We start from the raw sequence: 15,099 nt of genomic DNA, 5'->3' as shown, positions 1-15,099 counted from the left end.
CGTCAGCTTGCCATCCGCTCACGAAAGGTGTTGCGGTAGTTCACGGGTGCTACTCCAGTCAGCCGCCGGAACTGCTCGCGAAAATTGGCCGGGGAGGTGAAGCCGACCTCACGGCCGATCCTTTCGACACCGTATGCGGTGCTCTCGAGCAGCTGTTGAGCATGGCGGACCCGCACTCCCGTCAGCCATTGCATCGGCGTCTGACCCGTCTCGGACTGGAATCGCCGGTTCAAGGTTCGCACGCTCACCGCGGCGCGGGCCGCGATATCGTGCAACGTCACGTCGCGGTGTGCTTCCTGTTCGATCCACGCGAGCACGTCGTCGAGTTCGGTGCGCTCGGCAATGTGCTTGACAGCGGCTTGATTTCGGACGATGAACTGCGCCTGTCCCCCGCTGCGATGCAGGGGTGCCACGGCGAGTCGGGCCGCGTCGGCCGCCACCGTGGCTCCGTAGTCGCGAGCGATCATGTGCAGGCACAGGTCCAAACCGGCCGATGCGCCCGCCGATGTCAGCACCTGGCCCTCGTCGACGTAGAGGACATCGGGATCGAGGTCGACGGCGGGAAAGCGCGCGCGAAAGTACTCGGTGGCGATCCAATGGGTCGTCGCGCGCTTACCGTCCAGCAATCCGGTGGTGGCCAGCGTGATGGCACCTGAGCAGATCGACGCGATCCGCACGCCGCGGGCATGGGCGGCGGTCAGAGCCGACAAGACCTCCTGGGAAGTATCGACGGTGGGATCGTTACGTCCGGGGACGACGATCGTGTCGGCATCGGCCAGCGCTTCGAGGCCGTGGTCGGTGGCGATGCGGAGCGGCCCGGCGGTGACCTCCGGTTGCGATCCGCACACCACGACGCGGTATCCCGGTGCGCCAGAGGGCAACTGGACCCGACCGAAAGCTTCGACCGCGGTTGCCAGATCGAACGCGATGGTGTCTGGCAGCGCCAGCACAGCGACGACGTGCATACCGGGACCATAACAGGACATGGCAATATCTTGGCGATATGTGGCGATCTGGCCACTGGTGACCCGGCCGTGATGGGCCGACGATCAGGGTGTGTACGCACAGATCGTGTTGTTCGACGGGTTCGATCCGCTCGACGCCACCGCACCTTTCGAAGTGCTCGCCGCCGGCAGTGAGTTCGCCGGAGGCGAACTCCAGGTCGAGCTCGTGTCGGCCGAGGGGCCCAGGGAGGTGCTCAGCGGGACCCTGGGAATGGTCCTGCACGCCACCGCGCAGCTCGACCCGTCGAAGCCCGGTTTCATCGTCGTGCCCGGCGCGTCCGGGCCGATCGACGGCGATCCCGACGACGTCGACACCATCCCCGTCCTGCTCGCACGGTTCGCGGAATCGGCAGCCATTCCACTGCTGCGCAAGGCGATGGAGAGTCCAGACGTCACTGTGGCCACGGTGTGCGGAGGCTCGCTCGCGCTGGCGATGGGTGGGCTGCTGGAGGGCCGCAACGCGGTCACCCACCACCTCGGCATGGACCTGCTCGAGGCTACCGGCGTGACCACGGTGAACGCCCGGGTCGTCGACGATGGCGACCTGGTGACGTCCGGAGCCGTCACCTCCGGTTTGGACCTCGCACTCCATCTGCTCGACCGCACCTACGGACCGACGGTCGCCCTCGCGGTCGAGGACTTGTTCGCCTACGAACGACGAGGGACGGTGTGGACAGCATGAGCATTGCCGGCGACTGGGACGTCACGATCAAGACACCGATCGGCTCGCTCGCCGTGCGCTACACCTTCACCGAACAGGACGGCGCCCTCACCGGTTCCGCGACCGGCAAGGACGAGACGGTTGCGCTGCAGGGCATCGTGGTTGACGGACAACGGGTCACGTGGAGTCAGTCGGTGCGCAAGCCGATGCGGCTGAACCTCGACTTCGACGTCACCGTCGACGGCGACCGACTCGTCGGCCATTCTCGCGCGGGTCGCCTACCGCGGTCCGCGGTGACGGGTGAGCGCCGCCGTTAGGGCGCCATCTCGTAGGCGCCGTCGTAGGCCTTGACCCGTTCCCAGACCCGATGGAACCGCTCCGCATCGGGAACGGGCTTGCGGATCGCGCTCAGCGCCCAGTCCTGCTGGGCCGTCGTCGCGGTCGGCTTACCGTGCAGCGCAACGGCATACATATTGAAGTCGCGGACCTGGAAGTCGAAGATCTGGTCGAGCATGTCGGCATCCAGACCGGTCAGCGCGGCCTGCTCCAGGATCAGCTGCCCGTACACGATCAACGAAAACAGATGCCCGACGTTGAGCAGGAAGTCGAGATCCTGCTGCTGGTCGGCGTCGGGCGCGGCGGTCAGGAGGAACTCCCGGAATGCCTTGGCCTGGTCGTAGAACACCGCGACGTTCGCAATGCCGGCATGTTCCTCGTACACCGGAGTCCAATCGGCGAACTGCACCTTGCCGGCGCCCCGCGTCGGCCCCTGGTTCCAGAAGAATGTGTCGTCCGCAGCGTCGTTGCGCATCGGGATCGCCGGATATTCCTTGGGATTCAGCATGTAGTTCGGCATGAACTTGAGCACCAGGCCGACGTTCACGTGCACGGTGCCCTCCAGCCGCGGCAGGGTGCCGATGAACTGCGCGACCTCGCGGAACATCGTGTTCTTCTCGTATCCCTTCGCGGCGATCACGTCGTGCAATGCCCGCAGCACGGTTTCGCCCTCCATGGTGACCTTCGCCTTGGTCATGGGGTTGAACAGCAGATAGCGCCGGTCGTCGAGGCTCGCGGACCGGAAGTAGTCGACGGAGCGCTGGCTGAACAGCTTCATCGCGATCAGGCGGGAGTACGCGTCGACGAAGTTGGTTCGCACGTGGGTGAATTCGGTGACGGGGTTGCCGTACAGGATGCGGTTCTGCGCGTGGGTGATCGCCTCGTAGAAGGCATGCTCGGTCATGCCGATCGAGCACGAGCACAGGTTGAACTTGCCGATGTTGACCGTATTCAGTGCCGCGGCAAAGGCTTCCACGCCGGTGTGCAGAATGTCCTCTTCTCGCACCGGATAGTTGTCCAACCGGAAGGTGCTGACGTAGATCTGCATGTGCACGACGTTGTCGATCAGGTGGTAGTCGTCGTGCTGACTGTCGGCGACGAACCACATGTACGCGTCCTGGCCCCCGACGTCGCCGCGCCGTCCGAAGACCGACACCATGCTGGCGACGTTGCCGTTGCCGATGTAGTACTTCTCCCCTGTCGCCCGGTACAGGATGCCGTTGGCGCGGTCCTCCTCGCTTGCCGGCGTCAGCACCATGTCGGTGTTGTAGACGTCGGCGCCGCGGGAGCGTTCGGACAACCCGAAGGCCATCACCTCGCCGGCGTCGAGGTCGTCGGCTGCCCTCAGCTTGGCGTCCTTGTTCTCGCTCTGCCAGATGGGTCCCAGGCCGAGGATGGTGACCTGTTCGGTGTACCAGTACGTCAAGCCGTAGAACCCGAGGATCTCCGAGAGGGCGGCGTTGCGCGCGGCATCCCAGCGCTTGTCCGAGTTGCCGGCGGCGAATTCCGATGGGGTCAGGAACGTCGCGAACAGCTTCTCGCGCTTGACGAAGTCGACGAAGTCGGCAGGCCATTGCGCGGCCAGATCGTCATCGAGGAGGCGCTTCTTGCCCTGACCTTCGAACCAGTCGATGGTTGCACGCAACAGCCTGCGTGTTTCGGCATCGAACTGCGGTGGGTCGTAGGTATTGGGGTCGAAAAGCAGGCCATCGGTCGTCATGGCGTCAGCCTAGGACCGCCGCCGACGCTAAGGCGCCGGTTGCGGCGGTTGGATCGGGTTCGGGACGAACGGTAGACCGGGAATCGTCTCGTAGGGCAGCGTCGGGACGGTCGGCGGCGGCGGTGGTGTGCTTGCCGGCGGCTGAGTCGTCGTGGGCGGCGGCGCTTCGCTGGTGGGCGGAGGAGGCGGCGGCGGCGTCTCCGGGGGCGGCGGAGTGGTCGGGGACGGTTCGGTCGGGGACGCGGTCACGGTCTCGGTCACCGGCGGCGGTGGCGCCTCCTGCGTGGCGGTCTCGGGCGGCGGGGCCTGCGTCTCCGGAGGTGGAGGCGCCTCCGCGCTCGTGGCCGGAGGCTGCGAGGGGGCCGTGGTCGACGCCGTCTCCGGCGGGGTTTCGCCGCCGCGCATCACGAAGATGAGGGCCGTGGCCAATGCGACCAGCACCACGAGCACGCCTGCCCCCAGCGCCACCTCGGGCCGGCGGTACCAGGGCAGCGCCTTCGCGGAGCGCTCGTCGTCATGCGGGTCGGGCTGGAACTGGATCTGCGGTCGGACGTCGTCGGGGTCGGCAGGCGAGTCGTACTCGTAGTGACCGGTCGGCGCCACGTCGGGAACGTCGTTGGCGTCGGACCATGCCAGTGCCCCGAACGTGCCCGACGGAGCCATCTCGTCGGCCGCCGGAACCACTTCGGGCGCCATTTGCGTGGCGGGCGCCGCCGCAGCGGCGGCCGCGGCCATGGCTGTCTGGTCGTCGTCGACGGTTCCGCGCGCGGCCGTCAGGCCGCCGCCGATGGCCGCGGTCAGCTCGGGTTGACCGTTGGTGATTATCGGTACCCGGAAGCGGTCGGACAACGTGGTTGTGATGATCGGGATTCGCGCTCCTCCGCCGACGGTGGCAACCGCGGCCAGCTCGCGAACGCCGTTGCGCTCCAACGCTTCCTGCAGCACACCCGCGAAGTCGGTGACCGGATGACGGATCGCGTCGTCGAGTTCGTTGCGCGTCAGCCGCACCTCGCCACGGTGTCCGGGGACGTCAGCCATCAGCGAGGTGACGCTGGCGGTGGACAGCCGCTCCTTGGCGTTGCGGCACTCGGCCCGCAGGCGCGTGAGCGAACCGATCGCCGACGTACCCGACAGGTCGATGTTTCCCGCCGCCGACAGATCGTTGATCACGTGGGTGAGCAAGGCCTGGTCGACGAGATCGCCGGAGAGATCGGTGTGGCGAACGGTGGGAGCCAGCGGCGCGTAGCCCGCGTCGGCGTCGAGGAGCGTGACGCTCGTCCCGGTGCCGCCGAAGTCGCACAGCGCGATGACGCCGCGCGTCGGCACGCCCGGGTCGTCCTGCAGCGCTCGCACTGCGGCGGCGGCGTCGGACACCAGCGGTGCGGGGTTGGGCTGGCCGAGTTCCGGCACGGCGGCCAGCGCGTTGCGCAGGCTTTCGACGGCCGCCGGACGCCAGTGTGCGGGATAGGTGACCGCGACCGGGTCGACCGGTGGCCGGCCGCCCGTCAAGGTGAGCAGCAGAGCGCGCAGCGCGTCGGCGAGGACGCCGTCGGCGAGGTGGGTGGAACCGTCTGCCGCGACGATGCCTACCGGGTCACCGACACGGTCGACGAAGTCGGTGAGGATCAACCCGCGTTCGTTGAGGTTCGGGTTCTCGCTGGGCACCCCGACCTCGGGCGGCCGGTGCTCAAAGCGCGTCAGGACCGAGGTGCGCGACAGCGCCGCCCGGCCCACCACCACGGCGGCCAAGCGGGTGGCCCCTACCGAGAGCCCTAGCCCGTCAGACATGTCTTCCCGTCTCGATCAGATTGTTGTCCGGAGATGTCCATCTGATCAGACGGCGAAAACGTTACTCAGCGGATGGTCCCGAACCCTGGAATCAATGGGAGATCGAGCGCGGTGACCCAGCCGGGGGACAGGTCGTTGACCGCGGGCACCGCGTTGAGCGCGCGCATACCGGTGGCGAGGCAGCCGGCGGCCGCGGCGTCGCGCCCGGAGCCGTCGGTGAACCTGAATGCGGTCTCCTGGAAGATGCTCGGCGTGCCCTCGATATCGACGCGGTAGACGTTGTTCTGGTTGCCGGTCGGCCAGTCGGGTGCGGCGTCATCGCCGATCCGGTTGACGTGTTCGAGCTGTATGCGGGTCTCGCCCTGGTAGAGGCCGTTTATCGTGAACCGCACCGCCGCGACGTTCCCCGCGGGGATGACGCCCTTGGCGGACTTGCGTTCGTTGGGGGTCACCCACTTGTCGTAGGTCGTGGTGATCTCGTCGAGCATGATGCCCGCCGCGTGCGCGATCATGGGAACTGTTCCACCCCAGGCGAAGACGAGGATGTCCGGGGTTTCGAGCATGGCCTTCTTCTCCGGGGGCCTGCCGATTCCCATCTCACGCTCGTAGTCGCCGGTGTAGTTGGTGTAGTCGAGCAGTTCGGAAGCACGGACCGAACGGACCTCCGAGCACAGCCCCATCAGCGTCATGGGGAACAGGTCGTTGGCGAAGCCGGGATCGATGCCGGTGGTGAAACAGGACGCCTCGCCGAGTTCACAGGCCTCGGTGATGGGTTCGATCCAGTTGGGCGGGTTGAGGTGCATGGTCGGCCACACCCACGGGGTCATCGCTGTCGAGCAGACGTCGATCCCTGCCCGTAGGAACCGGGTGATGAGATTGATGTTCTCCTCGGCGTGCGCGGCGGTGGGGCCGTAGTGCACCAGGGCGTCGGGGTTGAGCGCGATCAGCGCGTCGATGTCGTCGGTGGCGGTGATTCCCAGCGTCGTGCCGAGACCGCAGACCTCTCCGACGTCGCGGCCGACTTTGTCGGGGTTGCTCACGCCGACGCCGACCAACTCGAACAACGGGTGCTTGACGATCTCGGCGATCACCATCTGGCCGACGAAGCCAGTGCCGTAGATGACGATCCGCTTCTTCTGAGAGTCCACAGTCACGCGTCAACCGCACCTTTCAATCGGCCCCCGTCATTACCCTAGCCGTGGGTTGATCGGCGTCGCGAGAATGAGGCCGGGAATGTTTACCGCTTCTGCGGCATTATCCACGCCATGACAACAGCAAGCGGAAACGTCAAGCCACTCGTGGGACGCCGGGCACTGGTCACCGGCGCGTCACGGGGAATCGGGGCCGAGATCGTGCGTCGGCTCACTGCCGACGGCGCCGCGGTCGCATTCACCTACGGCGCTTCGGCGGCCGAAGCCGAGAAGCTCGCCGCCGACGTCGCTGCCGACGGTGCGACGGTCGTGGCCATCCAGGCCGACGCCGCCGACCCCGAACAGGTGACCCGTTCGGTCGAGGAAACCGTCGCCGCACTCGGTGGCCTCGACATCCTGGTCAACAACGCGGGCATCGCGTTCCTCGGCGACGCGGCGACATTCCCGCTCGAGCAGTTCGACAAGCTGGTTGCGGTCAACATTCGCGGCGTGTTCGTCGCGATCCAGGCCGCACTCACGCATCTCGGCGAGGGCGGTCGCATCATCAACATCGGCAGCATCAACGCCGACAGAGTTCCCGGCCCCGGTCTTTCTGTGTACGCGATGACGAAGGCAGCCGTCGCGGGCCTGACCCGCGGCCTGGCACGTGACCTGGGCCCGCGCGGGATCACCGTCAACAACGTCCAGCCCGGTCCCATCGACACCGACATGAACCCCGCCGAAGGCGAATTCGCCGAAATGGCAAAGAAAGTCATGGCCGGTGGGCGCTACGGTCAGCCCAGTGACATCGCCGGCGTCGTCGCCTATCTGGCGGGTCCCGACACCGGATACATCACCGGCGCGCACTGGAACGTCGACGGCGGGTTCACCGTCTAGGGCTACATGTTGACGGGGTCCGAAGGATCCGGCGTCTTCGTCGTATCCCGCAGCCCTGCCTTGAACTGCATCGCGCGGTACGGCCACCCGTCGGCGGTGTTCCACTGCGAGACCACCAGTCCCACACCGCCTTCGATGTCAAGTCGAGATCCGGGCAGCACGTAACCGCCATACAGCTGCGCGACCTGATTCTTCACATGGTCCTCGCCATGCCAAGCCGAGCCGAGCACCGGCGTCTGCAACGGGGTCGTATGCAGCTTGGCCACCGGCGATTCCACGACCCGGTAGCCGAGTGCATACTTCGATGCGAGAAACCCGCCGACAATCCACTTGCCCCGTGCCACCCGGCGGAACGTCAGCTCTCCCCACTTCTCACCGACCGGGGTGATCGGCGTGGCCACCTCACCCCACCTCCAATGTCCCCCTGCCAAACCCCAACTCGCGTAGCGCGTTCGGTCACCGATGTTCGAGGGCCGCACGCGCATCAGGATGATGCCCTTGTCACGCTGAAAACCCGTGGCCACCACGTAAACCCAGCCGGCGTCGGGGTCGAAGTCCCACGACCAGCACTGCGCATGGCCGCCGTGGCGCGCGGCCGGGAACTTCGCCCGGCGCCCCATGTGCGCCCACGAGACACCGCTGTCGTCGGAACGCCAGATCTCCGTCCATGCGACGTTGCCGAAGCCGCGGTTGACGATGGCGTGCAGATAGATCGAGTTGTCGACACGAAGCAGATCGGAGGGGATCACGGTGCTGACGCCCCCGCGGGTCCACCCGGTGGACGCGTCGTCGTGGAGGTAGGGCCACAGCTGTCGGGCGTAGTCGGGGTCGGCTCCGCCGGCCCGCTCGTACACGATTTCGTGGTCGGCGTCGCCAGTGCCGATCAGCACGACGGGTGAGCGCCAGTCCCCCTCACCGACCTTGCGACCCGAGAAGGTGTCGCCGAACACGGACACCAGCTTTCCGTTCGGCGCGACGACCGATGCCCCGAGATCGGTGCATGTGACGCCCCAGCGCTCGGTCAGGCCGGGACCGGTCAGGTCGACGACCTTCCCGTTGAGCAGCGGAACTGCTGCGCGCGTGCGTGGGCCGAGACCGCGACCCGCCTGCCGGCCGATCGAGGAGTCGCCAGGCAACTCAGAAACAGCGGCGCAAGCCGCCCGGCTCACACTGCAGCGGGTACTGGGTGACGGGGATCGACAGCGGCCGGTTGAACTTCAGAGTCAACGGCGCAACGACCATCGCGGGAGAGTCGCCGCACTCATCGCCGTGCAGCACCTTCATCTCGCCGGTCAACGAATACCCGTCGAATCGGAAGATCACCTGTTGCGGTGCTGTGCTGCCGTCGGGGCAGGTGCGCTCGGCGTCGTTGTAGACGAATTGCCACATTCCGTCGACCATGCGCGCATCACGGCCGGCCAGGTTGGACGGCCCCACCTTCAACGAGCACGCGACCGGCAACAGCAGCGGATCACGCAGGTCACCCACCGTCGGCACGCAGATCGGCCAGATCTCCCAAGTGCTTTGCGCCTGCCCGTCGATGTTGACGTCATAAACGCCTTCCGGAGTGCCCGGCGCCCTGGCGGCCGGGCCCTGCGCCTGAGCCGGTGCAACGACCCCGAGGGCGGTGGCAATCCCGAGGAGGGCCATGACAAGCCCCTTGACGAACCTCACGATGGCACCCCTTCACGCGGCAACAGACCTTGAATCCCGTGCAGTATTCCAGTGCGCAGGCTGGTCCGTCACCCCTTTCACCACGCCCGGCGTTTCAAGCCCCGCGCCGAGCGGGTAGATGCGTTCGGGGTGATGGCGATGAGACGAGTGGCGGTGTTGGTCGCTGTCGTCACCCTTTTGTTCGGCCTGACCGCGTGCTCGACCGGCCAGCGGGTGGACCTCGGGGGTGCGTCGTCAGGAAATCTCATCGCCGCTATCGCGGGCGAACCCGATCAGCTCGACCCCCACAAGACCAGCGCATACTTCTCGTTCGAGGTGCTCGAAAACGTCTTCGACACGCTGGTCGAACCGGACGCCAACCTCGAGATGCGACCGGCACTGGCCGAGTCGTGGATCGTCAGCCCCGACCAGCTCGTCTGGACGTTCCGCCTGCGGCCGGGTGTCACCTTTCACGACGGGAGCCCGTTCACCGCGGACGACGTCGTGTACTCGTACCGCCGCATCATCGACGAGCAGCTGACCAACGTCGACAAGTTCAGCGCCGTCACCGATGTCAGCGCCCCCGACGCCGAGACCGTTGTGATCCGTCTCAAGCAACCGACCCCCAACCTGTTGACGAACATCGGCGGCTTCAAGGGCATGGCGATCGTGCAACGTGCCAATGTCGAGAGCGGCCAGATCGCCACACATCCGATCGGCACGGGCCCGTTCTCGTTCAGCGGTCAGAAGAGCGGCGATTCCATCACCCTCAATGCCAACCCGTCGTTCTGGGGTGGCCCGCCGAGCGTTTCTGGGGTGACGTACCGCTTCATCTCCGAGCCGACGACGGCGCTGTCGGCGCTGCAGGCCGGCGAGGTCGACTGGACCGACTCGATCCCGCCCCAGCGGGTGACGCAGCTGCGCGACGATGACTCGGTGAACCTGGCAGTCACGCCAAGCAACGACTACTGGTATCTCGCGCTCAACGAGGCGCGCAAGCCCTGGAACGACGTGCGGGTCCGTCAGGCCGTCGCCTATGGCATCGACCGGGACGCGATCGTGACCGCCACCAGCTACGGCACCGCTGCGGCGAACCAGCTCGCGATCCCCGAGGGCAATCCCTGGTACACCGAATACCACCGCTACGGCTACGACATCGAGAAGGCCAAGGGTCTGTTGCAGGAAGCCGGGGTGACCGACACAGACCTCGACATGCTGGTCACCAGCGAATACCCGGAGACGGTGACGGCCGCGCAGGTCATCGCGGACAACCTTGCGCCACTTGGCATCACGGTGAGCATCCGCACCGTCGACTTCGCCACCTGGCTGGACGAGCAGAACAACGGCAACTTCGACATGCTCATGATGGGCTGGCTCGGCAATATCGATCCCGACGACTTCTACTACGCACAGCACCACACCGGCGGCACCAGCAATGCGCAGAAGTTCTCCGATCCGGAGGTCGACCGACTGCTCGACGCCGGACGGGTCGAGACGAATCGCGAAGCGCGCGGCGATGTTTACGCCCGCGCGGCGAGGAAGATCGCCGACGAGGTCAGCTACATCTACCTCTACAACCCGTCCGTGATTCAGGCGTGGAGCACCGACGTCTTCGGCTTCGAGTCACGGCGCGACGGCGCAGTCCGGTTCCGCCACGTCGAACTCGATCGAGGCCAGACACAGTGAACCGCTTCGTGACTCATCCGATCGTGCGTTTCCTGGTGCGCCGACTCGCCTACTCGGCGGTCGTCCTGCTCGGCGTGCTGATCATCGTCTTCGCGTTGGTGCACCTCGTGCCGGGAGACCCGGTACGCATCGCGTTGGGCACGCGCTACAGCCCGCAGGCGTACGAGGCCTTACGGTCGGCGAGCGGTCTCGACAAGCCCATCGTCGAACAATTCTTCAGCTACGTCGGTTCGGCGCTGACCGGAGACCTCGGCGTGAGCTTCCGCAACGGTGATCCGGTGACAGTGATCCTGTTGGAGCGATTACCCGCGACGGTATCGCTGGCCGTGGTCGGCATCGTCATCGCGCTGCTGATCGCACTGCCGGCGGGCATCTGGTCGGCGCTGCACGAGGGTCGCGTCAGCGACGCGATCATCCGGGTCGCCAGCCAGTTCGGGGTGTCGGTGCCGGACTTCTGGATGGGCATCCTGCTGATCGCGCTGTTCGCGACGACGCTCGGCTGGCTCCCGACGTCGGGATACCAACCGCTGCTGGACAATCCGGGTGGCTGGCTGCGCCACATCGTGCTGCCCGCGCTGACGGTGGGGCTCGTCGCGGGCGCGATCATGACCCGGTATGTGCGCTCGGCGGTGCTGGAGGTCGCGTCGATGGGATACGTCCGCACCGCGCGGTCGAAGGGTCTGTCGCCGCGGGTCGTGACGTTTCGGCACACCGTGCGCAACGCGCTCATCCCGGTGCTGACGATCACCGGCATCCAGCTCGCGACCATCCTCGGCGGCGTCATCGTCGTCGAGGTGGTGTTTGCGTGGCCCGGCCTCGGCCGCCTCGTGTACAACTCGGTGGCGACTCGCGACTATCCCGTGATTCAAGGCGCGGTGCTGCTCATCGCCGCGCTGTTCCTGCTCATCAACCTGATCGTCGACGCGCTGTACGCCGTCGTCGACCCGAGGATCCGGCTGTCATGACCGCCGACACCGATACGCGGGTGTCCTCGTGGCGCCTGCTGCTGGGCAACCCCGTCACCGTCGTCAGCGGAGCGATCCTCATCGTCATCGCCGTCGTGGCTCTCACCGCGGATTGGATTGCGCCCTTTGGCGTCAACGACGTCAACGTGCCAGACGCGCTCCAGGGTCCCAGCGGCGCGCACTGGTTCGGCACCGACGAACTGGGCCGCGACATGTTCTCCCGCGTGCTCGTCGCGACGCAGGCATCGCTACGGGTTGCGGTGATCAGCGTGGCTTTCGCTGTCGTCGTCGGCGTGACGATCGGCGTCGTGTCCGGGTACCGCGGCGGCTGGCTGGACACGATCTTCATGCGCGTCGTCGACGTCATGTTCGCGTTCCCCGTTTTGCTGCTGGCGCTCGCGGTGGTCGCGATTCTGGGCCCCGGTATGACGACCACGATCCTCGCGATCGGCATCGTCTACACGCCGATCTTCGCCCGGGTCTCGCGCGCCAGCACGCTGAGTGTTCGTGTCGAACCGTATGTTTCGGTGTCCCGCAGCATCGGCACCGGCCACCTCTACATTCTCGGCAGGCACATCGTGCCCAACATCGCCGGCCCGCTGGTGGTGCAGACGTCGCTGTCGCTGGCCTTCGCGATCCTGTCGGAGGCGGCACTCTCGTTCTTGGGTCTCGGAATTCAGCCGCCGCAGCCGTCGCTGGGTCGGATGATCTTCGACTCGCAGGGGTTCGTCACCATGGCGTGGTGGATGGCGGTGTTTCCCGGCGCCGCGATCTTCGTGACGGTGCTCGCGTTCAACCTGATGGGCGATGGTCTGCGTGACGTCCTCGATCCCAAGCAGCGCACCATGATCGAGGCACGGAGACAGCAGTGAGCGGCCCGACCCTGAGCGTGCGCGACCTACGGGTGCGCATCGGCAAACGCGAGATCGTGCACGGCATCTCCTTTGACGTGGCGCCCGAGCAGACGCTGGGCATCGTCGGCGAGTCCGGATCGGGCAAGACGATGTCGGTGCTCGCGGCGACCGGACTGCTGGACGCCCCTGGCGCATCGGTGTCCGGTACGAGCACTTTGACCGGGGACGTCCAACTCGTCGGCGCATCTGATCGGCTGTTGCGCAGCGTGCACGGCGGCCGCATCGGCTTCGTCTTCCAGGATCCGGGTACGTCGCTCAATCCCCTGCTCACCCTCGAACGACAAATCACCGAATCCCTTGAGACACATCGTCGTATGACGCGCAGGCAGGCCCGCGACCGAGCCATCGAACTGCTGGAGGCGGTCGGACTGCCCGACCCCGACACGCGTCTGCACGCCTATCCGCATCAGCTGTCCGGCGGACAGAAGCAGCGCGTGATGGTCGCCATCGCCATGGCGTGCGACCCAGAACTGTTGGTCGCCGACGAACCGACCACCGCGCTGGACGTCACGACGCAGGCGCAGATCGTCGACCTGGTGCGGGATCTGCAGCGCGACTTCGGCACCGCCGTGGTGTGGATCAGCCACGACCTCGGCGTGATCGGCCAGATCGCGGACGAGGTCACCGTACTGCAGGACGGCCACGCCGTGGAGCAGGCACCCGTCCTGGAGGTATTCGATCTCCCCCAGCATCCGTACACGCGCGAACTGTTGCAGGCCCGCCCCGTCGTCGGCGCCGACGGTCCCCCACCGCCTGCCGACGACGTCGACACGTTGCTCGACGTCGACGACCTCGATGTGCGTTTCGAGGTGCGCACGCCGGTCGGAGCGTCGGTGGTCCATGCGGTGAAGGGGCTGTCGTTCGCGATCCGCCGCGGCACGACCCTCGGCCTCGTCGGTGAATCGGGTTCGGGTAAATCGACGGTGGCCGCCACGCTCACCGGCCTTATCAAACCCGATGCGGGCACAGCGAAACTGGGCGACGCCGACATCTTCGGTGTGCGGGGCTCCGCTGAGAAGGCACTGCGCAGGCGGATCAGTCTGGTGTTCCAGGATCCGTTCTCGACATTGAATCCCCGCACCCGGGTCGGCACGGCCATCGAGGAACCACTGCGGGTGCACCGCGTGGTGAAGGGCAAGAGGGCGCGCCGGGCACGTGTCGACGAGCTACTCGAACTCGTCGGGCTGCCAACGTCGTTCGCGTCCCGGTATCCGCACGAACTGTCCGGCGGTGAACGCCAGCGGGTCAGCATTGCGCGGGCTTTGGCCGGCGAACCCGAGCTGCTCGTCCTCGACGAAGCGACTGCGTCGCTGGATGTTTCGGTGCAGGCGCGGGTACTGGATCTGCTTGCTCAGCTGCAACTGGACTTGGGATTGACGTACCTGTTCATCGCCCACGACCTCGCCGTCGTACAGCAGATCAGCCACGACGTCCTGGTGATGCGGGGCGGTGAGGCCGTCGAGTATCGTTCCGCCGCCGAGCTGTTCAGCGCGCCCGAACACGACTACACCCGAAAACTACTTGCCGCGGTGCCTCCGGAACGACCCCGGGCCCGGACCTGACCCGGCTATGCCTAAGGTGTCGCCATGACTCAGCTCAGCGACAAGGTCGCATTGATCACCGGCGTCTCGTCAGGACTGGGTGCCGTCGTGGCGCAGGTATTCGCGGAGCGGGGGGCGAAAGTCTTCGGCATCGCGCGCCGGGCCGACGAGATGGCGACGGTGTTCGAGACGGTGCCCGGCGGCAAGTATGCGTCGGTCGACATCTCGTCGCCGGACGCCTGCCGGGATGCCGTGGCGCAGACAGTCGAGAAGTTCGGCCGGCTCGACGTGCTCGTGAATGTCGCGGGCTTCCATCAGATGCGGCACACGACGACGATGACCGACGAGGAGTGGAACCTCGATCTGGCGGTGAACCTGAACGGGCCGTTCTACCTCTGCCGCGCCGCTCTTCCCCATCTGTTGGAGACCGGCGGCAACATCGTCAACGTCACGTCCATCGCCGGCGTGGAGGGCGAGGTCTACTCCGCCGGCTACTGCGCGGCCAAGCACGGACTGGTCGGGCTGACCCGTGCGCTGGCCGTCGAGTACACCAAATCGAACATCCGGGTCAACGCGCTCTGCCCGGGCGGCATGCCGACCCCGCAGGCGACGGAGTTCACCGCCCCCGAGAACGCCGACTGGGATCTGATCATGCGCATCGCGTCCCCGCGCGGTTTCATGGAACCTTCCGACGTCGCGAAGGCGATCGCGTTCCTCGCCAGCGACGACGCCGCCGCCATCCACGGTGCGGTGTACCGGATCGACAACGGAAAAGGCGCCGGCTGAACCGGCGCCCTTTCGCAG

Annotated in this window: 14 protein-coding genes; 8 read left to right on the top strand and 6 right to left on the bottom strand. The window is 66.6% G+C overall.

The genetic code is table 11. From position 1 onward, the window contains the following. Nucleotides 1–2 precede the first annotated feature (2 nt). Complete coding sequence (locus BST47_RS09910; protein WP_083125349.1) at nucleotides 3–965, bottom strand: GlxA family transcriptional regulator; 963 nt, start codon at nucleotides 963–965, stop codon at nucleotides 3–5. Between the two features lie 91 nt (nucleotides 966–1,056). On the opposite strand from BST47_RS09910, the gene BST47_RS09905 reads away from it, so the two are divergent. Next, entirely contained in the window at nucleotides 1,057–1,686 is a 630-nt protein-coding gene (locus BST47_RS09905; RefSeq protein ID WP_083125348.1) for a DJ-1/PfpI family protein, read from the top strand. Then, nucleotides 1,683–1,982 (top strand): hypothetical protein, encoded by a 300-nt coding sequence (locus tag BST47_RS09900; RefSeq protein WP_083125532.1) that lies wholly within the window; start codon nucleotides 1,683–1,685, stop codon nucleotides 1,980–1,982. The genes BST47_RS09905 and BST47_RS09900 overlap by 4 nt, the downstream gene beginning before the upstream one ends. Here the strand turns inward: BST47_RS09900 and BST47_RS09895 are convergent. The 3 genes from BST47_RS09895 to BST47_RS09885 all read right to left on the bottom strand — a co-directional run bounded on the left by BST47_RS09895 (nucleotide 1,979) and on the right by BST47_RS09885 (nucleotide 6,663). Next, nucleotides 1,979–3,721 carry an acyl-CoA dehydrogenase family protein gene (locus BST47_RS09895; protein WP_083125347.1) on the bottom strand — a complete coding sequence of 581 codons (1,743 nt, stop codon included), beginning with the start codon at nucleotides 3,719–3,721 and terminating at the stop codon, nucleotides 1,979–1,981. The genes BST47_RS09900 and BST47_RS09895 overlap by 4 nt on opposite strands. A gap of 27 nt (nucleotides 3,722–3,748) precedes the next feature. Then, nucleotides 3,749–5,509: an Hsp70 family protein gene (locus tag BST47_RS09890; protein WP_083125346.1), complete on the bottom strand. Its 1,761-nt coding sequence runs from the start codon at nucleotides 5,507–5,509 to the stop codon at nucleotides 3,749–3,751. Nucleotides 5,510–5,574: 65 nt separating this feature from the next. Next, nucleotides 5,575–6,663: an NAD(P)H-dependent amine dehydrogenase family protein gene (locus BST47_RS09885; protein WP_083125345.1), complete on the bottom strand. Its 1,089-nt coding sequence runs from the start codon at nucleotides 6,661–6,663 to the stop codon at nucleotides 5,575–5,577. A 111-nt stretch (nucleotides 6,664–6,774) separates the two neighbouring features. Here BST47_RS09885 and BST47_RS09880 point away from each other — a divergent pair, with 111 nt between their 5' ends. After that, nucleotides 6,775–7,536: a 3-oxoacyl-ACP reductase family protein gene (locus tag BST47_RS09880; RefSeq protein WP_083125344.1), complete on the top strand. Its 762-nt coding sequence runs from the start codon at nucleotides 6,775–6,777 to the stop codon at nucleotides 7,534–7,536. A 2-nt stretch (nucleotides 7,537–7,538) separates the two neighbouring features. On the opposite strand, the gene BST47_RS09875 is transcribed toward BST47_RS09880, so the two are convergent. Next, a complete protein-coding gene (locus BST47_RS09875; RefSeq protein ID WP_420094028.1) occupies nucleotides 7,539–8,600 on the bottom strand; it encodes a glycoside hydrolase family 183 protein in 1,062 nt (353 codons plus the stop codon). A gap of 73 nt (nucleotides 8,601–8,673) precedes the next feature. Beyond that, nucleotides 8,674–9,210, bottom strand: a complete 537-nt coding sequence (locus tag BST47_RS09870; protein WP_083125343.1) for a hypothetical protein — start codon at nucleotides 9,208–9,210, stop codon at nucleotides 8,674–8,676. A gap of 138 nt (nucleotides 9,211–9,348) precedes the next feature. On the opposite strand from BST47_RS09870, the gene BST47_RS09865 reads away from it, so the two are divergent. The 5 genes from BST47_RS09865 to BST47_RS09845 are packed head-to-tail and all read left to right on the top strand — an operon-like array spanning nucleotide 9,349 to nucleotide 15,081. Next, on the top strand, nucleotides 9,349–10,875 hold the full coding sequence (locus BST47_RS09865) for an ABC transporter substrate-binding protein (RefSeq protein WP_083125530.1): 1,527 nt from the start codon (nucleotides 9,349–9,351) through the stop codon (nucleotides 10,873–10,875). Continuing rightward, nucleotides 10,872–11,840, top strand: coding sequence for an ABC transporter permease (locus tag BST47_RS09860; protein WP_083125342.1), 969 nt, complete (start codon nucleotides 10,872–10,874; stop codon nucleotides 11,838–11,840). The genes BST47_RS09865 and BST47_RS09860 overlap by 4 nt, the downstream gene beginning before the upstream one ends. After that, nucleotides 11,837–12,712 (top strand): ABC transporter permease, encoded by an 876-nt coding sequence (locus tag BST47_RS09855; protein ID WP_083125341.1) that lies wholly within the window; start codon nucleotides 11,837–11,839, stop codon nucleotides 12,710–12,712. The genes BST47_RS09860 and BST47_RS09855 overlap by 4 nt, the downstream gene beginning before the upstream one ends. Then, nucleotides 12,709–14,316 carry a dipeptide ABC transporter ATP-binding protein gene (locus BST47_RS09850; protein ID WP_083125340.1) on the top strand — a complete coding sequence of 536 codons (1,608 nt, stop codon included), beginning with the start codon at nucleotides 12,709–12,711 and terminating at the stop codon, nucleotides 14,314–14,316. The genes BST47_RS09855 and BST47_RS09850 overlap by 4 nt, the downstream gene beginning before the upstream one ends. Nucleotides 14,317–14,340: 24 nt before the next feature. Beyond that, nucleotides 14,341–15,081: an SDR family NAD(P)-dependent oxidoreductase gene (locus BST47_RS09845; RefSeq protein ID WP_083125339.1), complete on the top strand. Its 741-nt coding sequence runs from the start codon at nucleotides 14,341–14,343 to the stop codon at nucleotides 15,079–15,081. The last annotated feature ends 18 nt before the right edge of the window (nucleotides 15,082–15,099 follow it).

This window comes from Mycolicibacterium tusciae (assembly GCF_002086795.1).
In the GTDB taxonomy this organism is placed as follows: domain Bacteria; phylum Actinomycetota; class Actinomycetes; order Mycobacteriales; family Mycobacteriaceae; genus Mycobacterium; species Mycobacterium tusciae.
Note: the sequence above shows the minus strand (reverse complement) of the source record. Positions and strands in the feature narration are given on the sequence as shown.